Raw genomic sequence first — 17,676 nt, 5'->3', positions numbered from 1 at the left:
AAGTCGCCAGGCAGGGCACATGCCACGCGAGGCCTCTCCTCATGGCACATTTGTACACACCCTGTGGACAACGACTTGAACCGTGCGCCTCGCCCTGACTACCGTGACTGAACTCCGAATCCTTCCCGCCCGTCCCGAGAACCACACATTCGTGGGACTCCAGGGGCGCCCCCAGTGACTGAGAGAGCGTGCCCTGTGGCTGACCTGCCTGCCGATCTTGCCGCAGTGTGGCCGCGCGTGCTCGAACAGCTCCTCGGAGAGGGGCGGGGCCAGGGCGGCCAGGGGGGCGTGGAGAGCAAGGACGAGCACTGGATCAAGCGCTGCCAGCCGCTCGCGCTGGTGGCCGACACCGCGCTGCTCGCCGTCCCCAATGAATTCGCCAAGGGCGTGCTCGAGGGACGGCTCGCCCCGATCGTCAGCGAGACGCTCAGCCGCGAGTGCGGCCGCCCGATCCGGATCGCGATCACCGTCGACGACTCCGCCGGCGAGCCGCCCGCCCAGGCCCCCGCACCTCAGCAGCACCAGGACCGGCAGGACCGGCAGCAGTCGCGCTACGACGACTCCGCGGACCGCGTCCGCGACGCCTACGACGGCCGTGACGCGCGCGATTCCCGGGACGGCCGCGACTCCTACGAGAGCTACGACAACCACGGCGGCTACGACGGCCGCGAGAACTACGGCCGCCAGTCCCCGGCCGAGGAGCTGCCGTCCGTCCGGCCCGCCTACCCCGATTACCAGCAGCAGCGCACCGACCCGGGCGCCTGGCCGCGCCACTCGGCCCCGCCCGGCCCGCCGGCGCAGGACCGCGGCGACTACGGCTGGCAGCAGCCCCGGCTCGGCGGTTTCCAGGAGGGCGAGCGCGATCCCTACGCCTCCCAGCACGGCCAGCAGCACTCGCCGTCCCCCTACGAACAGCAGCAGTCGGACTACCGCTCCGCCGCGCCCGAGCGCCCGTACGAGCCGCAGCGCCGTGAGCTGCCCGACAGCCGTTCCCGCGGCGGCGGCCAGGGCGGCCCGCCCAAGCCCGGCCCGCTCTCCGCGCAGCCCGCGCCCGCGTCGGGCCCCGGCGAGCCGACCGCGCGACTGAATCCGAAGTACCTCTTCGACACCTTCGTCATCGGGGCCTCCAACCGTTTCGCGCACGCGGCCGCCGTCGCCGTGGCCGAGGCGCCGGCCAAGGCGTACAACCCGTTGTTCATCTACGGCGAGTCGGGGCTGGGCAAGACCCACCTGCTGCACGCCATCGGGCACTACGCGCGCAGCCTCTACCCGGGCACACGGGTGCGTTACGTGAGCTCCGAGGAGTTCACCAACGAGTTCATCAACTCCATCCGCGACGGCAAGGCGGACGCGTTCCGCAAGCGCTACCGCGACATGGACATCCTGCTGGTCGACGACATCCAGTTCCTCGCGAGCAAGGAGTCGACGCAGGAGGAGTTCTTCCACACGTTCAACACCCTCCACAACGCCAACAAGCAGATCGTGCTGTCCTCGGACCGGCCGCCCAAGCAGCTGGTGACCCTGGAGGACCGGCTACGCAACCGCTTCGAGTGGGGCCTGATCACGGACGTCCAGCCGCCGGAGCTGGAGACCCGCATCGCGATCCTCCGCAAGAAGGCCGTGCAGGAGCAGCTGAACGCCCCGCCGGAGGTGCTGGAGTTCATCGCCTCCCGGATCTCCCGCAACATCCGGGAGCTGGAGGGGGCGCTGATCCGCGTCACCGCCTTCGCGAGCCTCAACCGGCAGCCCGTCGACCTCGGGCTCACCGAGATCGTCCTCAAGGACCTGATCCCGGGGGGCGAGGACGCCTCGCCGGAGATCACCGCTCCCGCCATCATGGCCGCGACCGCCGACTACTTCGGGCACACCGTGGAGGACCTGTGCGGCGCCTCGCGCAGCCGGGTGCTGGTGACGGCGCGGCAGATCGCGATGTACCTGTGCCGGGAGCTGACGGACCTGTCGCTGCCGAAGATCGGCGCGCAGTTCGGCGGCCGTGACCACACGACCGTGATGCACGCGGACCGCAAGATCCGCGCGCTCATGGCCGAGCGGCGCTCGATCTACAACCAGGTCACCGAGCTGACCAACCGCATCAAGAACGGCTGAGGCGAACCACGGCCGCACCAGGGCCCGCTGACGCGCCCGTAGGCACTACGGAGGCATCGGCGGGCCCTTCGCGCTGTCACGGCCCGTCGCCTCCCCGAAGGGCCCGTTCCGGTGAATGTCGGGTGGGGAAGTGCGGTGCGGAGTTCCGTCAGATGCCCTCAGCCGGACGCCGGCGCACCCGGAAAACGCCTCTCAGGAGGGTGCCCGAAGCCCCGTTCTGCCGCCCCGGGAGCCCTCCCGGGGCCTTCCGGGAGGGCTCCGGCGGCGCTCCGGGCCCGGCGCCCTGTTCGAATAGGGCCTCCGCGGCGGAGGTTCTCCACAGATTCACCCCGGAACCCCCGTCCACACCCTGGGGACTCGTGAGTTATCCAGATCATGTCCACAGGCAGCCCTGTTGATAGGCCATCAGGGGAGGTCAGAGGGGTGTGGATTTGTGGCTGACGGACTTCCACAGCCTGTGGACGAAGGAATCGCACCCGGCCGCCCCGAGCGTTGTCCACCGATCGCCCACAGGAAGATCAACGTTGTACACAGGGTTTCCACACCCCTGTCCACTGTTCGGCAACGAAACGCCCGAGGTCACCGCGCCGAGTGAAAGGCGTCACACCAAGGTGCCGGGTTGGGCTGTGGGGAACGTGGGTAAAGCTGGGGACGGACCTGGGGAGAAGTGGGCCCCACCTGTGCACCGGGTGTGCAGAACTTTCCGCGGTCCACAGAAGACCCTGTTTATCCACCGCCTCCACCCACAGGCCCGGTGGACAAAAAATCCCTGCTGACCTGGGCAAAGGCAGTTTTCCACCGTTTCCACAGGCCCTACTACTACGACCACTGAGATGTAGCGAGGGACTGGTTTCGAAGTGGGCCCTGTGCACAACTCGGCCGCGGACCGTGGCACGGTCCTCGGCTCGACTTGACCCCGAGCCGCACCGACTGTCGGTGGCGTGCGTCAGACTGGTCTCCGGCAACTCAGCCGACGAACGACGCCAGCAGGGCGAGCCAGCAACAAGCAGGAGGCGGTTCCGGTGAAGATCCGGGTGGAGCGCGATGTACTCGCGGAGGCAGTGGCCTGGGCGGCCCGCAGCCTCCCGGCCCGTCCGCCGGTGCCCGTCCTCGCGGGCCTGCTGCTGAAGGCGGAGGAGGGCTCCCTGAGCCTCTCCGGCTTCGACTACGAGGTCTCGGCCCGCGTCTCGGTCGAGGCGGATGTGGAGGAGGACGGCACCGTCCTCGTCTCCGGCCGGCTGCTCGCCGACATCTGCCGCGCACTTCCCAACAGGCCTGTGGAGATCTCCACGGACGGCGTGCGGGTCACCGTCGTCTGCGGCTCCTCGCGATTCACACTCCACACCCTGCCTGTGGAGGAATACCCGGCGCTGCCGCAGATGCCGACCGCCACGGGCACCGTCCCGGGTGAGGTCTTCGCCTCCGCCGCCGCCCAGGTCGCCATCGCGGCCGGCCGTGACGACACCCTGCCGGTGCTCACGGGTGTGCGGATCGAGATCGAGGGCGACACCGTCACGCTGGCCTCCACCGACCGCTACCGCTTCGCGGTCCGCGAGTTCATGTGGAAGCCCGAGACGCCGGACATCTCCGCCGTCGCCCTGGTGCCCGCCAAGACGCTGCTCGACACCGCCAAGTCGCTCAGCGGCGGCGACACCGTGTCGATCGCCCTGTCCGGCTCCGGTGCGGGCGAGGGCCTCATCGGCTTCGAGGGCGCCGGTCGCCGTACGACCACGCGCCTGCTCGAAGGCGACCTCCCGAAGTACCGCACGCTCTTCCCGACCGAGTTCAACTCCGTCGCGGTGATCGAGACGGCCCCCTTCGTCGAGGCCGTCAAGCGCGTGGCCCTCGTCGCCGAGCGGAACACCCCGGTGCGGCTCAGCTTCGAGCAGGGCGTGCTGATCCTGGAAGCCGGTTCCAGCGACGACGCACAGGCTGTGGAGCGCGTCGACGCACAGCTCGACGGCGACGACATCTCGATCGCCTTCAACCCGGGCTTCCTGCTCGAGGGCCTGTCCGCGATCGACTCGCCGGTCGCCCAGCTGTCCTTCACCACCTCCACCAAGCCGGCGCTGCTCAGCGGCAAGCCCGCGCTGGACGCCGAGGCGGACGAGGCGTACAAGTACCTGATCATGCCGGTGCGCCTCTCCGGCTGAGCCGGCTGACGCGCCCGGGGCGGACGCCCCCCCGGCCGGGAGCGCGAGGGTCGCCCCTCGCAGTGCCGCGGAATGCCGGTGCGCCTCTCCGGCCGGGCCGGTCCGCGCCCGGCGCGCAGGGCTTCGGGCCGGTGGTGGCGGCATGCCCCGTCACCACCGGCCCGTTTCATCCGGTGAGCGGTTGAGCCCACAGGTGTGCACGGACCCTCGGGCGTAGGCTCGGGCTCAGGTCAGGTACGAAACGCAACGACTACGGCATAGAGGATCATGATGGAGCTCGGTCTCGTCGGTCTCGGCAAGATGGGCGGCAACATGCGTGAGCGCATTCGCCGTGCAGGCCACACCGTCATCGGATACGACCGCAACGCGGACCTCGCGGATGTCCACAGCCTCAAGGAGCTTGTGGATTCGCTGAAGGGTCCGCGCGTCGTCTGGGTCATGGTCCCGGCCGGTGCCGCGACCCAGTCCACCATCGACGAGCTGGGTGAGCTGCTCTCCCCCGGTGATGTCGTCGTCGACGGCGGGAACTCCCGCTGGACGGACGACGAGAAGCACGCCGAGGAGCTGAGGGCCAAGGGCATCGGCTTCGTGGACTGCGGCGTCTCCGGCGGTGTCTGGGGCCTGGAGAACGGCTACGCCCTGATGTACGGCGGCGACGCCGAGGACGTGGCGAAGGCCCAGCCGATCTTCGACGCGCTCAAGCCGGCGGGCGACCTCGGCGCCGTCCACGCGGGCAAGGTCGGCGCGGGCCACTTCGCCAAGATGGTCCACAACGGCATCGAGTACGCGATGATGCAGGCCTTCGCCGAGGGCTGGGAGCTGCTGGAGGCGGTGGACTCCGTCACCGACGTGCGCGAGGTCTTCCGCAACTGGCAGGAGGGCACGGTCATCCGCTCCTGGCTGCTCGACCTGGCCGTCCGCGCCCTGGACGACGACGAGCACCTGGACCAGCTGCGCGGCTTCGCGCAGGACTCGGGCGAAGGCCGCTGGACCGTCGAGGCCGCGATCGACAACGCCGTGCCGCTGCCCGCGATCACCGCGTCGCTCTTCGCCCGTTTCGCGTCCCGCCAGGACGACTCCCCGCAGATGAAGATGATCGCCGCGCTGCGCAACCAGTTCGGCGGCCACGCGGTCGAGAACAAGAAGTAAGAGGTAGCCGGGGGAGGTCGGCTCGCCACCATGCACGTATCGCATCTGTCGCTGGCCGACTTCCGCTCGTACGCCCGGGTCGAGGTCCCGCTCGACCCGGGCGTCACCGCTCTCGTGGGCCCCAACGGCCAGGGCAAGACGAATCTCGTCGAGGCCGTCGGCTATCTGGCGACCCTCGGCAGCCACCGGGTCTCCTCCGACGCGCCCCTGGTGCGGATGGGCGCCGAGCGGGCGATCATCCGGGCGGCCGTCACCCAGGGGGAGCGGCAGCAGCTGATCGAGCTGGAACTCAACCCGGGCAAGGCCAACCGGGCCCGCATCAACCGCTCCTCGCAGGTCAGACCCCGTGATGTGCTCGGCATCGTGCGCACGGTGCTGTTCGCGCCGGAGGACCTCGCCCTGGTCAAGGGCGACCCTGGCGAGCGCCGCCGCTTCCTCGACGAGCTGATCACCGCGCGCTCCCCGCGCATGGCGGGCGTGCGCTCCGACTACGAGCGCGTCCTCAAGCAGCGCAACACCCTGCTGAAGTCCGCCGCCATGGCCCGCCGGCACGGTGGCCGCGGGCTGGACCTCTCCACGCTCGACATCTGGGACCAGCACCTCGCCCGCGTCGGCGGCGAGCTGCTGGCACAGCGGCTCGACCTGATCGCCACGCTGCGGCCGCTCGCCGACAAGGCATACGAACAGCTCGCGCCCGGCGGCGGCCCCGTCGCGTTCGACTACCGCGGCCCGGCCGGCGTCGAGGGCGCGCACACCCGCGAGGAGCTGTACGAGGTGCTGCTCGGCGCGCTCGCCGAGGCCCGCAAGCAGGAGATCGAGCGCGGAGTGACGCTCGTCGGCCCGCACCGCGACGATCTGCTGCTGCGCCTGGGACAGCTGCCCGCCAAGGGGTACGCGAGCCACGGCGAGTCCTGGTCGTACGCGCTGGCGCTGCGGCTGGCCTCCTACGAGCTGCTGCGCGCCGAGGGCAACGAGCCCATCCTGGTACTGGACGACGTCTTCGCGGAACTGGACTCCCGACGCCGGGAGCGGCTGGCCGAGCTGGTCGCCCACGGCGAGCAGGTACTGGTGACCGCCGCGGTGGACGGCGACGTACCGGGCGTCCTGGCGGGCGCGCGGTACGCGGTCTCGGAAGGTGCGGTCGAGCGGGCATGAGCGAGCAGCGACCCGAGAAGCCCGGGGCGGGTGCCCCTGCGCCCGGGCAGCCCCAGCAGCCGAAGACGCCGGAGCACTCCGGTGTGGATCTGGCGCGGGTGGCGCTGCGCGCGGCCAAGGAGCAGGCGCGGGCGCGCGGCAACGCGGCCCAGCAGAAGAAGCAGGCGCGCCGCGGCGGCCTGCGCTCCGGTGCCCGGGCCGACGGCCGGGACCCGCTGCCGCTGGGCGCCGCGATCAGCCGGTTGATCACCGAGCGCGGCTGGGAGACCCCCGCGGCGGTGGGCGGGGTGATGGGCCGCTGGCCGCAGATGGTGGGCCCGGAGGTGGCCCTCCACTGCGAGCCGCAGAAGTACGACGAGGACGCCCGGGTGCTGACCGTGCAGTGCGACTCGACGGCGTGGGCGACGCAGCTGCGCCTGCTGGCGCCGCAGCTGGTGGCCCGGCTCAACGCCGATCTGGGACAGGGCACGGTCAAGATGATCAAGGTGCTGGGTCCGGGCGGGCCCGCCCGCCGGTACGGGTCGCTGCGCGCCCCCGGCAGCACCGGCCCGGGCGACACGTACGGCTGACGGGCCCCTGTCCCCAGGCGTCCCCAGGCTGTTCCCGGGGCCGTCCCGCTCCCCGTCCCCTCGCCGTTCCCGCTCCGCCGGTGCCGTCCCGCCGCCGGACCCGCCGGACTTCGCCGTCCGCCGGCACCGCTCGGACGGGTGAGGCGGCGAGCCGCATTGACGTCCGCGTCGACCCTTGAGGCCCCTGATGCCGCCCGGGACGGGCGGTGTTCGCGGGTGATCGTCGCCACCCGTTCTCGGCCGAACCGCCGCACCCCGCCCCGGGACAGCGCTCACGGTAGCGGGTGGTTGACAGTCGGAAGCGCTGAGTGCCGCCGTGAGCCTCTTGGAGCCCCAGGTCCCATATAGGGAGTCGGCTGATGCCGGTTCAGGGCGGCACATGCGGACTCAGGCACCGCCAAACCCCCATTCATGTCAGCGCTACCGGTAGACTGGTAGCAATCCCGCCGGCTCGCGGGACATGCCGACCAACGCAGAACGACGCAGCCTCTCCTGCCTGCCCAGGGTGGGGTCTCCCCGCCGCAGGCCGGGGATGGCCTGTGCTGTGCCAGAAAGGGCGCTTCGTGGCCGATTCCGGCAACCCCAACGAGAACACCACCCCTTCTCAGAACGGGGGCGCCCCAGCGGGCGCCCCCGGCGGTGAGCCGGTGTCGTACGACGCCAGTGCGATCACCGTCCTGGAAGGCCTGGACGCGGTCCGCAAGCGGCCCGGGATGTACATCGGTTCCACCGGTGAGCGCGGTCTCCACCACCTCGTGTACGAGGTGGTGGACAACTCCGTCGACGAGGCGCTGGCCGGGCACGCGGACACCATCGACGTGACGATCCTGCCCGACGGCGGCGTGCGCGTCGTGGACAACGGCCGAGGCATCCCGGTGGGCATCGTCCCCTCCGAGGGGAAGCCGGCCGTCGAGGTCGTGCTGACCGTGCTGCACGCGGGCGGCAAGTTCGGCGGCGGCGGCTACGCCGTCTCCGGTGGTCTGCACGGCGTCGGCGTCTCCGTCGTCAACGCCCTGTCGACGCGTGTCGCCGTCGAGGTCAAGACCGACGGTTACCGCTGGACTCAGGACTACAAGCTGGGCGTCCCGACGGCCCCGCTGGCGCAGCACGAGGCGACGGACGAGCACGGCACGTCGGTCACCTTCTGGGCCGACGGCGACATCTTCGAGACCACCGAGTACTCCTTCGAGACGCTCTCGCGGCGCTTCCAGGAGATGGCGTTCCTCAACAAGGGCCTGCGCATCTCGCTGACGGACACCCGCGCCGACCACGTCGACGAAGAGGGCAAGCCGCTGGCGGTGGAGTACCACTACGAGGGCGGCATCGTCGACTTCGTGAAGTACCTCAACTCGCGCAAGGGCGAGCTGATCCACCCCACCGTCATCGACATCGAGGCCGAGGACAAGGAGCGCATGCTCTCCCTCGAAATCGCGATGCAGTGGAACAGCCAGTACAGCGAGGGCGTCTACAGCTTCGCGAACACCATCCACACCCACGAGGGCGGCACCCACGAGGAGGGCTTCCGCGCCGCACTGACCGGTCTGATCAACCGGTACGCGCGCGAGAAGAAGCTGCTCCGCGAGAAGGACGACAACCTCACGGGTGAGGACATCCGCGAGGGTCTGACCGCGATCATCTCGATCAAGCTCGGCGAGCCGCAGTTCGAGGGCCAGACGAAGACGAAGCTCGGCAACACCGAGGCGAAGACCTTCGTCCAGAAGGTCGCCCACGAGCACCTCACGGACTGGCTCGACCGCAACCCCAACGAGGCCGCGGACATCATCCGCAAGTCGATCCAGGCCGCGACCGCCCGGGTGGCGGCCCGCAAGGCCCGGGACCTGACCCGCCGCAAGGGGCTGCTGGAGTCGGCGTCGCTGCCGGGCAAGCTCAGCGACTGCCAGTCCAACGACCCGACGAAGTGCGAGATCTTCATCGTCGAGGGTGACTCCGCCGGCGGCTCGGCCAAGTCCGGCCGGAACCCGCAGTACCAGGCGATCCTCCCGATCCGCGGCAAGATCCTCAACGTCGAGAAGGCGCGGATCGACAAGATCCTCCAGAACACCGAGGTCCAGGCGCTGATCTCCGCCTTCGGCACCGGTGTGCACGAGGACTTCGACATCTCGAAGCTCCGCTATCACAAGATCATCCTGATGGCGGACGCCGACGTCGACGGCCAGCACATCAACACCCTGCTGCTCACCTTCCTCTTCCGCTTTATGCGGCCGCTGGTCGAGGCCGGGCACGTCTATCTCTCCCGCCCCCCGCTGTACAAGATCAAGTGGGGCCGGGACGACTTCGAGTACGCCTACTCCGACCGCGAGCGCGACGCGCTCATCCAGCTCGGCCGGGAGAACGGCAAGCGGATCAAGGACGACTCGGTCCAGCGCTTCAAGGGTCTCGGTGAGATGAACGCCGAGGAGCTGCGCATCACCACCATGGACGTCGACCACCGTGTGCTCGGCCAGGTCACCCTGGACGACGCGGCCCAGGCGGACGACCTGTTCTCGGTGCTCATGGGAGAGGACGTCGAGGCACGGCGCTCCTTCATCCAGCGCAACGCCAAGGACGTCCGCTTCCTCGACATCTGAGCCTGTCGGCCCACGAGAAACAGCCGCAGCGCGAAAGGACTTTGAACAGCAATGGCCGACGAGACTCCCGATACCCCTGCCCCCGTGATCCCCGAGGTGACTCCCGAGGGCGCGCCCGCGCCCCTCGAGGGCGTCGGGATGCGCGTCGAGCCCGTCGGGCTCGAGACGGAGATGCAGCGCTCGTACCTCGACTACGCGATGAGCGTGATCGTCTCGCGTGCGCTCCCCGACGTGCGGGACGGCCTCAAGCCGGTCCACCGCCGGGTGCTCTACGCGATGTACGACGGTGGCTACCGGCCCGAGAAGGGCTTCTACAAGTGCGCCCGCGTCGTCGGTGACGTCATGGGTACGTACCACCCGCACGGCGACTCCTCGATCTACGACGCGCTGGTCCGCCTCGCGCAGCACTGGTCGATGCGCATGCCGCTGGTGGACTCCAACGGCAACTTCGGTTCCCCGGGCAACGACCCGGCCGCCGCCATGCGGTACACCGAGTGCAAGATGATGCCGCTGTCGATGGAGATGCTCCGGGACATCGACGAGGAGACCGTCGACTTCCAGGACAACTACGACGGCCGCAACCAGGAGCCGACGGTCCTGCCGGCCCGCTTCCCGAACCTGCTGATCAACGGTTCGGCGGGCATCGCGGTCGGCATGGCCACCAACATCCCGCCGCACAACCTGCGCGAGGTGGCGGAGGGAGCCCAGTGGTTCCTGGCCAACCCCGAGGCGACCTCCGAGGAGCTGCTCGAGGCGCTCATCGAGCGGATCAAGGGTCCCGACTTCCCGACCGGCGCCCTCGTGGTCGGCCGCAAGGGCATCGAGGAGGCCTACCGCACCGGCCGTGGCTCGATCACCATGCGCGCCGTCGTCGCCGTCGAGGAGATCCAGGGCCGTCAGTGCCTGGTCGTCACCGAGCTGCCCTACCAGGTCAACCCGGACAACCTCGCGCAGAAGATCGCCGACCTGGTGAAGGACGGCAAGGTCGGCGGCATCGCCGACGTCCGCGACGAGACCTCCTCCCGGACGGGCCAGCGCCTGGTCGTCGTGCTCAAGCGCGACGCGGTCGCCAAGGTCGTGCTCAACAACCTCTACAAGCACACCGATCTGCAGACGAACTTCGGTGCGAACATGCTGGCGCTCGTCGACGGGGTGCCGCGCACCCTCTCGATCGACGCCTTCATCCGCAACTGGGTCACCCACCAGGTCGAGGTCATCGTCCGGCGCACCCGCTTCCGGCTGCGCAAGGCCGAGGAGCGCGCCCACATCCTGCGCGGTCTGCTCAAGGCGCTCGACGCCATCGACGAGGTCATCGCGCTGATCCGGCGGAGCAACACCGTCGAGATCGCCCGCGAGGGCCTGATGGGCCTGCTGGAGATCGACGAGATCCAGGCGAACGCGATCCTGGAGATGCAGCTCCGCCGGCTGGCGGCCCTGGAGCACCAGAAGATCACCGCCGAGCACGACGAGCTCCAGGCGAAGATCAACGAGTACAACGCGATCCTCGCCTCGCCCGAGCGGCAGCGGATGATCATCAGCGAGGAACTCAACGCGATCGTCGAGAAGTTCGGCGACGACCGGCGCTCCAAGCTGATCCCCTTCGACGGTGACATGTCCATCGAGGACCTGATCGCCGAGGAGGACATCGTCGTCACCATCACCAACGGTGGTTACGTCAAGCGCACCAAGACCGAGGACTACCGCTCGCAGAAGCGCGGCGGCAAGGGCGTCCGGGGCACGAAGCTGAAGCAGGACGACATCGTCGACCACTTCTTCGTCTCCACCACGCACCACTGGCTGCTCTTCTTCACCAACAAGGGCCGGGTCTACCGGGCCAAGGCGTACGAGCTGCCGGACGCCGGGCGGGACGCGCGCGGTCAGCACGTGGCGAACCTGCTGGCCTTCCAGCCCGACGAGAAGATCGCCCAGATCCTCGCCGTCCGCGACTACGACGTGGCGCCGTACCTGGTGCTGGCCACCAAGTCCGGTCTGGTGAAGAAGACCCCGCTCAAGGACTACGACTCGCCCCGCTCCGGCGGTGTCATCGCGATCAACCTCCGGGAGACCGAGAGCGGCGCCGAGGACGAGCTGATCGGCGCGGAGCTGGTCTCCGCCGAGGACGATCTGCTGCTGGTCAGCAAGAAGGCCCAGTCGATCCGGTTCACCGCGACGGACGACGCGCTCCGCCCGATGGGACGCGCCACCTCCGGCGTCAAGGGCATGAGCTTCCGCGAGGGTGACGAGCTGCTCTCGATGAATGTCGTCCGGGCCGGTACGTTCGTCTTCACCGCCACCGACGGTGGCTACGCGAAGCGGACGAACGTCGACGAGTACCGCGTTCAGGGCCGAGGCGGCCTCGGTATCAAGGCCGCCAAGATCGTGGAGGATCGTGGTTCGCTGGTCGGTGCCCTGGTGGTCGAGGAGACCGACGAGATCCTGGCCATCACGCTCGGGGGCGGTGTGATCCGGACCCGGGTCAACGAGGTCAGGGAAACCGGCCGTGACACCATGGGCGTCCAGCTGATCAACTTGGGCAAGCGCGATGCCGTCGTCGGCATCGCCAGGAACGCCGAGGCCGGTCGCGAGGCTGAAGAGGTCGAGGAGTTGGCCGACGCAGCCGCGGGCGACGGGCCCGAGGTGGCCGAGGGCACGGAGCCCCCGGCCGAGGACACCGAGGAGTAATTCGTGAGTCGAGCCACGGGCGCCGCGGCCAGCGGTGCGGGTGCCAAGCGGCGCAGTCCCGCCGGACCCGCGACCGATGAAGCCGGCGCCCGTGGCTCCGGCGTATCCGCGCGCACTTCCGAGGCGAAGGGCGGGTCCGTGCCCGCCCCCGCCATGGGGGCGGACGACGCCCCGAAGGGTACGGAGACGGCCCCCAAGGACGCGGGTACCGCGGCCGAGGGCGCCGGCACCGCCCCCAAGGGGAGCGACACCGCGGCCAAGAAAGCGGACAGCGTTCCGCGGGCCGCCGGCACGGCCGCCGAGGGCGGGGCCGAGCCCGCCGGGAGTGGCACCACCGCTGAGGCCAAGGGGGGCCCTGTGACGGACACCAAGGGCCCGAAGCCCTACCACCCGCCGAAGGCGTACGAGCCTCCGGCGGAGCATTCCGCTTCTGCTTCCGCCGCGGGCTCCGACGGGGCCTCGTCGGCGGCGGCCGCCAAGGGGGCCGCGCCCAAGGGCCCGGCGCCCAAGAGCACCGCCAAGGCCGCCAAGGCCGACAGGAACCCCGGCAAGAACCCCGCCAAGGCCTCCGCGAAGGCCGAGCGGCCCGCCGGGCCGCAGCCGGGCGCGTCGGTGCCGCAGCAGCGCTCCGCGCCCCGCCCGGCGCCGCGTACGCGTACGGCACGGCTGCGAGTGGCCAAGGCCGACCCGTGGTCGGTGATGAAGGTCAGCTTCCTGCTGTCCATCGCGCTGGGCGTGTGCACGATCGTGGCGGCGGCCGTGCTGTGGGGCGTCATGGACGCCATGGGCGTCTTCTCGGCCGTCGGCGGCACGATCAGCGATGCCACCGACTCCAGCGAGGGTGGCGGCTTCGACCTCCAGTCCTTCCTGTCGCTGCCGCGCGTCCTGCTCTTCACCTCGGTGATCGCGGTCATCAACGTGGTGCTGGCGACCGCCCTGGCGACGCTGGGCGCCTTTATCTACAACCTCTCCGCCGGGTTCGTCGGCGGTGTGGAGCTGACGCTCGCCGAGGACGAATAACGTCCACGCCGACCTGGGGCCCGGACGATTTTGGGACTGGGCCCAAGGTGCGCTAATCTTTCGGTGCAGCGCGGGGCTATAGCTCAGACGGTTAGAGCGCTTCCCTGATAAGGAAGAGGCCACAGGTTCAAGTCCTGTTAGCCCCACCGGCACGATCGGCCCGGACGGAGAATTCTCCGCCCGGGCCGATCTGTTTTCCCGGCAGGGGGAGTTGGGGCCGCCACCGGGGTGGTGTTTCAGGTCACACGAGTCCCGGCAGGGCTCCGGCCACAGGTAACCGATCGGTATCGGCCGGTGTGTATCATCGGCCACCAGAGGTCCCCTTACGTCAAGGAAAGACGAGGTCGCGCGGTGAAGAAGCTGCTCCTGGTCGCACTGGCCGCCATCGGCGGACTCCTCGTGTACCGCCAGATCCAGGCGGATCGCGCCGAGCAGGATCTGTGGACGGAGGCGACCGACTCCGTGCCCGCAGGTTCGGGTGTGTGAGACAAACGAGTCCTCGACGGGGCCCGGCCGCTGAAGCGGCCGGGCCCCGTTGTCTTTCCCGTTGTCTTCCCGGCTTCCGGCAGCGGGTGTCCCGCGCCCCGGGTGCCCGCCACGACGCGAGGGATATTCGCTAGCGCAAATAAAATGATTGCGAAAGTGAATCAGCTGACGACGAGCGCCCAGACGCCCACCACCAGGCAGAGCAGCGCGAAGACCAGCACGGGGACCGCCACCTTCGGGGGCGGTCCCTGGCGCTTCGGCGGCACCGGGGGACGCCCGGGCACGGCACCGCGGCCCGGGGTGCCGGGAAGCGGCGGGAAGGGCCGGGGAAACGGCTGCGGGGCGGTGTAGGGGCGCGTGGGGGGATAGTCGGGCCGCGGGGGCGCGGGGGCCGGGCGCGCCGGCTCGGGGTGCCGTGGGCGGGCCCCCTCGGAATGCGGGCCGGCGGACGTCGACGGGGGCCGTGCCGGGGGCTCCGGCCGGGATGCCGGACCGGCCCCCGTACGGGCCGCCGGAGGCGTTTCCTCCGCCGCGTCGGGTGCCGGATCCCGCTGCGGGCAGGGGCCGTTCGGGCCGAATCCCGGCGGCAGCGGGCCGAGCTGGTCGAAGACCTCGATGGGCTCCTCGTCGGGGGCGGGCTCCGGCAGCAGCTCCACCGCCGCCGCGAGGGCCTTCCGGGCCCCCGTGGCCGTGCGGAAGCGCGCGTACGGATCGGGTTGCAGCAGATTGGCGACGACCTGCCAGAGCGGCTCCGGCACGCCCTCCGGGGCGTTCGGCGTGCCGTGTTCGGTGAAGCGCCGGACGAGCGCCTCGGCGTCGGGTTTGCGGCCTGTGAGGAGATACAGGGTCACCAGACCGACGGCGAAGAGATCGGCGGGGAAATCCGGTTCCTCACCCAGCATTTGCTCCGGCGCGAAGTAGCCGGGCGTGCCCATCACATAGTTGGTGTCCGTCAGCCGTGGCTCGCCCTTGCGCATGGCGATCCCGAAATCGGAGAGCCGTAAATGCGGACGCCCGGTCCCGGTGGCCTCCAGGAGGATATTGGCCGGTTTGATGTCCCGGTGCACCACGCCCTCCGCGTGCACCGCCGTGAGACCGGACAGCAACTGATCGAGCAGCACGCACACGAACCGCGGCGGCAACGGCCCGTAATCACCGATGAGATGGGCGAGCGACCCGCCGCTCACCACGTCCATGGTGAACAGCACCTTGTCGTCGTCCGCCGCCCAGCTCATCGGCGCCAGCACATGGGGATGATCGATCCGCAGCGCCTGTTCCCGGACGAATCTCAGCAGTGTGTGGGCGTCGCTCTGCTGGAGCACCTTGGCCGCCACATATCGCCGTCGGCGCTGGTCCCACGCCCGCCACACGGCCCCCACGCCGCCGCGTCCGATCGGGTCCACCAGCTCGTACCGTCCGGCGAAGACCTCACCCATCGCGCCGTTTCGCCCCCGCCCCAGCCCCGCTCAGTCCCACCCCGGCACGGTCAGCTCTGGTGCGCCTCGTAATGCGCGACGGCTTCGGCGGTCCGTCCGGCGCCGTAGACGCGGAGGAACTCGGCGAGTTCGGGGTGGGTGGGGGCGAGCGTTCCGGCGGCGTCGATGATGTCGCCGGCACCGGCGACGGACCGCAGCAGCGACTGGATCTCGCGGACCACCCGGCGGACGGTCGGCGCACCGCTGCTGGCCGTCGTCTGGGTGGAGTTGAGCACCGAACCCCCGGAGGTCTTCTTGACCTCCTCCATGCGCTCCGCGGCCTCGGCGGCGCTCACGCTGCCGTCGGCGACCTGGCTGGAGAGCTCCTGCAGCGCCTGCACCCGCTGGACCACCGCCGGGTTGCCGATCTTCGCCCGCTGACCGCTCATCAGCTGCGAGAGCATGGGCGCGGACAGACCGAGGACGGAGGCGAGACGGGCCTGGTTCAGGCCGAGATCGTCGATGAGACGGCGGAAGAGCGCCCCCAAGGGCTCCCCGTACCAGCTGCGCTGTAGCTCCCGTGCCCGGGCGGTGGCTTCCTGCTGTGCTGCGTCCATCTCGCTCTCCCCTTCGCTTCGCTGCCGCGAATCTTGCGGTGCATCCTACGGAGAGCGGTAGGCCCCGGCGATACCCGGTCGGGAAAGACCGCCGGTACCGGGTATCCTGATCGGCGAAGGGGCCTTAGCTCAGTTGGTAGAGCGCCGTCTTTGCATGGCGGATGTCAGGAGTTCGACTCTCCTAGGCTCCACAACCACAAGCCGCGAGGCGGAAGACCTGAGGGTCTTCCGCCTCGCGGCTTTTCAGCGCTCCGGCGCTATTCCCGCGTCGTTTTCGCTGGTCAGTGCTGGTCTTTGGGCTTGTCGGCCGGGTCGTCGCCGGCTTCGGCCTCCGCCTGCTTGGCCTGTACCTCGGGGTCCAGGGCCGTGCCGCTGCCGTCGACCGAACTCAGCGGAGCCCGGTCGGCGATCTCGGTGGGGGCCGGGGGCTCGACCAGCCAATCGGGGTTGGCCTGCTTGTCCCACCACTTCCATACGGCGTACGCGCCGCCCGCGAGCAGCCCGAACACCGCCATCCGCTTGGCCGCCCGGCCCATCCGGCAGCGCCGGTCGCGCCGCTTCACGAGCCGCTCGACATCGGCCGCCGACACCTGGCCGCGCAGCACGGCGAGGGTGGCCGCGCCCCGGGCGACCGCCTCGTCCCGGACCGGTTCGGCGACGGCGCGGGCGCGCGTGGCGGCCTGGTCCATCTTCGGCGGGAGGGAGCCGCGGGCCTGTTCGAGCCGCGGTGCCAGGTGGGCGTGGTACTGCTCGCCGGCGCTGATCCGGGCCTGCCGGGCGGCGGCCTCCATCTTCGGCGCGAGCTGGGCACGAGCTTCGTGCGCGAAGTGCACGGCCGCGTCCTTGGCCGTACCGGCGTAGGGCGCCACCACCTCCGCGGCGTGCCGCACGCTGTCCTTCGCCGTGCTGGTCGCGGCGAGCACGCTGTCCTTGCGGGTCACGAGAACCTCCTCCTCGGTGGCGTACGGTTTTCCACCTTTCCACCCAGTGGAAAATCATGCCTGGCGCTGTGTGGTCCGGCATGTGAGAGCGGGCATTCGGGTCATGGAGAGCCCCGTTCGACCATGCCATCTTTCGGCGCCGCGCGCGGGGGTTTGATGGCTACTCGCCACGATCCCGTCCGTGCGAGGATCGGTGGCTGTCAGTGAAGACTATGGAAGGTAGATCGTGGCCGAGCAGCTCTACGCCACCCTGAAGACCAACAGCGGGGACATCGAGATCCGGCTCCTGCCGGACCACGCCCCGAAGACGGTCAAGAACTTCGTCGAACTCGCCCGGGGCGAGCGCGAGTGGGTGAACCCCGAGACGGGTCAGAAGACCACGGACAAGCTGTACGACGGCACCGTCTTCCACCGGGTCATCGAGGGCTTCATGATCCAGGGCGGCGACCCGCTGGGCAACGGCACGGGTGGCCCCGGCTACAAGTTCGCGGACGAGTTCCACCCGGACCTGGCCTTCACCAAGCCGTACCTGCTGGCCATGGCCAACGCCGGCCCGGGCACGAACGGCTCGCAGTTCTTCATCACCGTCTCGCCCACCACGTGGCTGACCGGCAAGCACACGATCTTCGGCGAGGTCGTCTCGGACGCCAGCAAGAAGGTGGTGGACGCGATCGCCACCGCGCAGACGAACCCGCGCACGGACCGTCCGGTGAACGATGTCGTGATCGAGTCGGTCGTCATCGAGACGCGCTAGCCCTCCGGCGGTTCTTTCTCGAGGGGAACCCCCGGTCCCGC

General features: G+C 70.0%; 13 protein-coding genes and 2 tRNA genes. 12 read left to right on the top strand and 3 right to left on the bottom strand.

The window, feature by feature from the left end:
• The first annotated feature begins 195 nt into the window (after positions 1–195).
• The 10 genes from dnaA (at position 196) to ACZ6MA_RS20820 (ending at position 13,908) form a co-directional block, all read left to right on the top strand.
• Positions 196–2,106 (top strand): chromosomal replication initiator protein DnaA, encoded by a 1,911-nt coding sequence (dnaA, locus tag ACZ6MA_RS20865; RefSeq protein ID WP_469435380.1) that lies wholly within the window; start codon positions 196–198, stop codon positions 2,104–2,106.
• A 1,022-nt stretch (positions 2,107–3,128) separates the two neighbouring features.
• Entirely contained in the window at positions 3,129–4,259 is a 1,131-nt protein-coding gene (dnaN, locus tag ACZ6MA_RS20860; protein WP_130878588.1) for a DNA polymerase III subunit beta, read from the top strand.
• A 270-nt stretch (positions 4,260–4,529) separates the two neighbouring features.
• Positions 4,530–5,408, top strand: coding sequence for a phosphogluconate dehydrogenase (NAD(+)-dependent, decarboxylating) (gene gnd / locus ACZ6MA_RS20855; RefSeq protein WP_184735067.1), 879 nt, complete (start codon positions 4,530–4,532; stop codon positions 5,406–5,408).
• A 30-nt stretch (positions 5,409–5,438) separates the two neighbouring features.
• Positions 5,439–6,563 carry a DNA replication/repair protein RecF gene (recF, locus tag ACZ6MA_RS20850; protein WP_469435379.1) on the top strand — a complete coding sequence of 375 codons (1,125 nt, stop codon included), beginning with the start codon at positions 5,439–5,441 and terminating at the stop codon, positions 6,561–6,563.
• Positions 6,560–7,132, top strand: coding sequence for a DciA family protein (locus tag ACZ6MA_RS20845; RefSeq protein ID WP_469435378.1), 573 nt, complete (start codon positions 6,560–6,562; stop codon positions 7,130–7,132). Before recF ends, ACZ6MA_RS20845 begins: the two co-directional genes overlap by 4 nt.
• 539 nt (positions 7,133–7,671) lie before the next feature.
• Positions 7,672–9,720 carry a DNA topoisomerase (ATP-hydrolyzing) subunit B gene (gene gyrB / locus ACZ6MA_RS20840; protein WP_469435377.1) on the top strand — a complete coding sequence of 683 codons (2,049 nt, stop codon included), beginning with the start codon at positions 7,672–7,674 and terminating at the stop codon, positions 9,718–9,720.
• A 51-nt stretch (positions 9,721–9,771) separates the two neighbouring features.
• On the top strand, positions 9,772–12,402 hold the full coding sequence (gene gyrA / locus ACZ6MA_RS20835) for a DNA gyrase subunit A (RefSeq protein WP_469435376.1): 2,631 nt from the start codon (positions 9,772–9,774) through the stop codon (positions 12,400–12,402).
• Between the two features lie 357 nt (positions 12,403–12,759).
• Positions 12,760–13,422: a DUF3566 domain-containing protein gene (locus tag ACZ6MA_RS20830; RefSeq protein ID WP_469435494.1), complete on the top strand. Its 663-nt coding sequence runs from the start codon at positions 12,760–12,762 to the stop codon at positions 13,420–13,422.
• A gap of 72 nt (positions 13,423–13,494) precedes the next feature.
• Positions 13,495–13,568 (top strand) — tRNA-Ile (locus ACZ6MA_RS20825).
• Positions 13,569–13,773: 205 nt separating this feature from the next.
• Entirely contained in the window at positions 13,774–13,908 is a 135-nt protein-coding gene (locus ACZ6MA_RS20820) for a DLW-39 family protein (RefSeq protein WP_003958712.1), read from the top strand.
• Between the two features lie 161 nt (positions 13,909–14,069).
• Here ACZ6MA_RS20820 and ACZ6MA_RS20815 read toward each other — a convergent pair whose 3' ends face one another.
• A complete protein-coding gene (locus tag ACZ6MA_RS20815; protein ID WP_469435375.1) occupies positions 14,070–15,344 on the bottom strand; it encodes a serine/threonine-protein kinase in 1,275 nt (424 codons plus the stop codon).
• Between the two features lie 50 nt (positions 15,345–15,394).
• On the bottom strand, positions 15,395–15,940 hold the full coding sequence (locus ACZ6MA_RS20810) for a helix-turn-helix domain-containing protein (protein WP_130878594.1): 546 nt from the start codon (positions 15,938–15,940) through the stop codon (positions 15,395–15,397).
• Positions 15,941–16,058: 118 nt separating this feature from the next.
• Here ACZ6MA_RS20810 and ACZ6MA_RS20805 point away from each other — a divergent pair.
• A tRNA-Ala gene (locus ACZ6MA_RS20805) sits at positions 16,059–16,131 on the top strand.
• Between the two features lie 90 nt (positions 16,132–16,221).
• Here the strand turns inward: ACZ6MA_RS20805 and ACZ6MA_RS20800 are convergent.
• Positions 16,222–16,881 carry a DUF5324 family protein gene (locus ACZ6MA_RS20800; RefSeq protein WP_469435374.1) on the bottom strand — a complete coding sequence of 220 codons (660 nt, stop codon included), beginning with the start codon at positions 16,879–16,881 and terminating at the stop codon, positions 16,222–16,224.
• Between the two features lie 226 nt (positions 16,882–17,107).
• Here ACZ6MA_RS20800 and ACZ6MA_RS20795 point away from each other — a divergent pair, with 226 nt between their 5' ends.
• Positions 17,108–17,635, top strand: a complete 528-nt coding sequence (locus tag ACZ6MA_RS20795) for a peptidylprolyl isomerase (RefSeq protein WP_469435373.1) — start codon at positions 17,108–17,110, stop codon at positions 17,633–17,635.
• The last annotated feature ends 41 nt before the right edge of the window (positions 17,636–17,676 follow it).

The organism is Streptomyces sp. NPDC042259 (assembly GCF_055582085.1).
The sequence above is the reverse complement of the archived record's forward strand: the minus strand, read 5'-3'. Positions and strand labels throughout refer to the sequence as shown.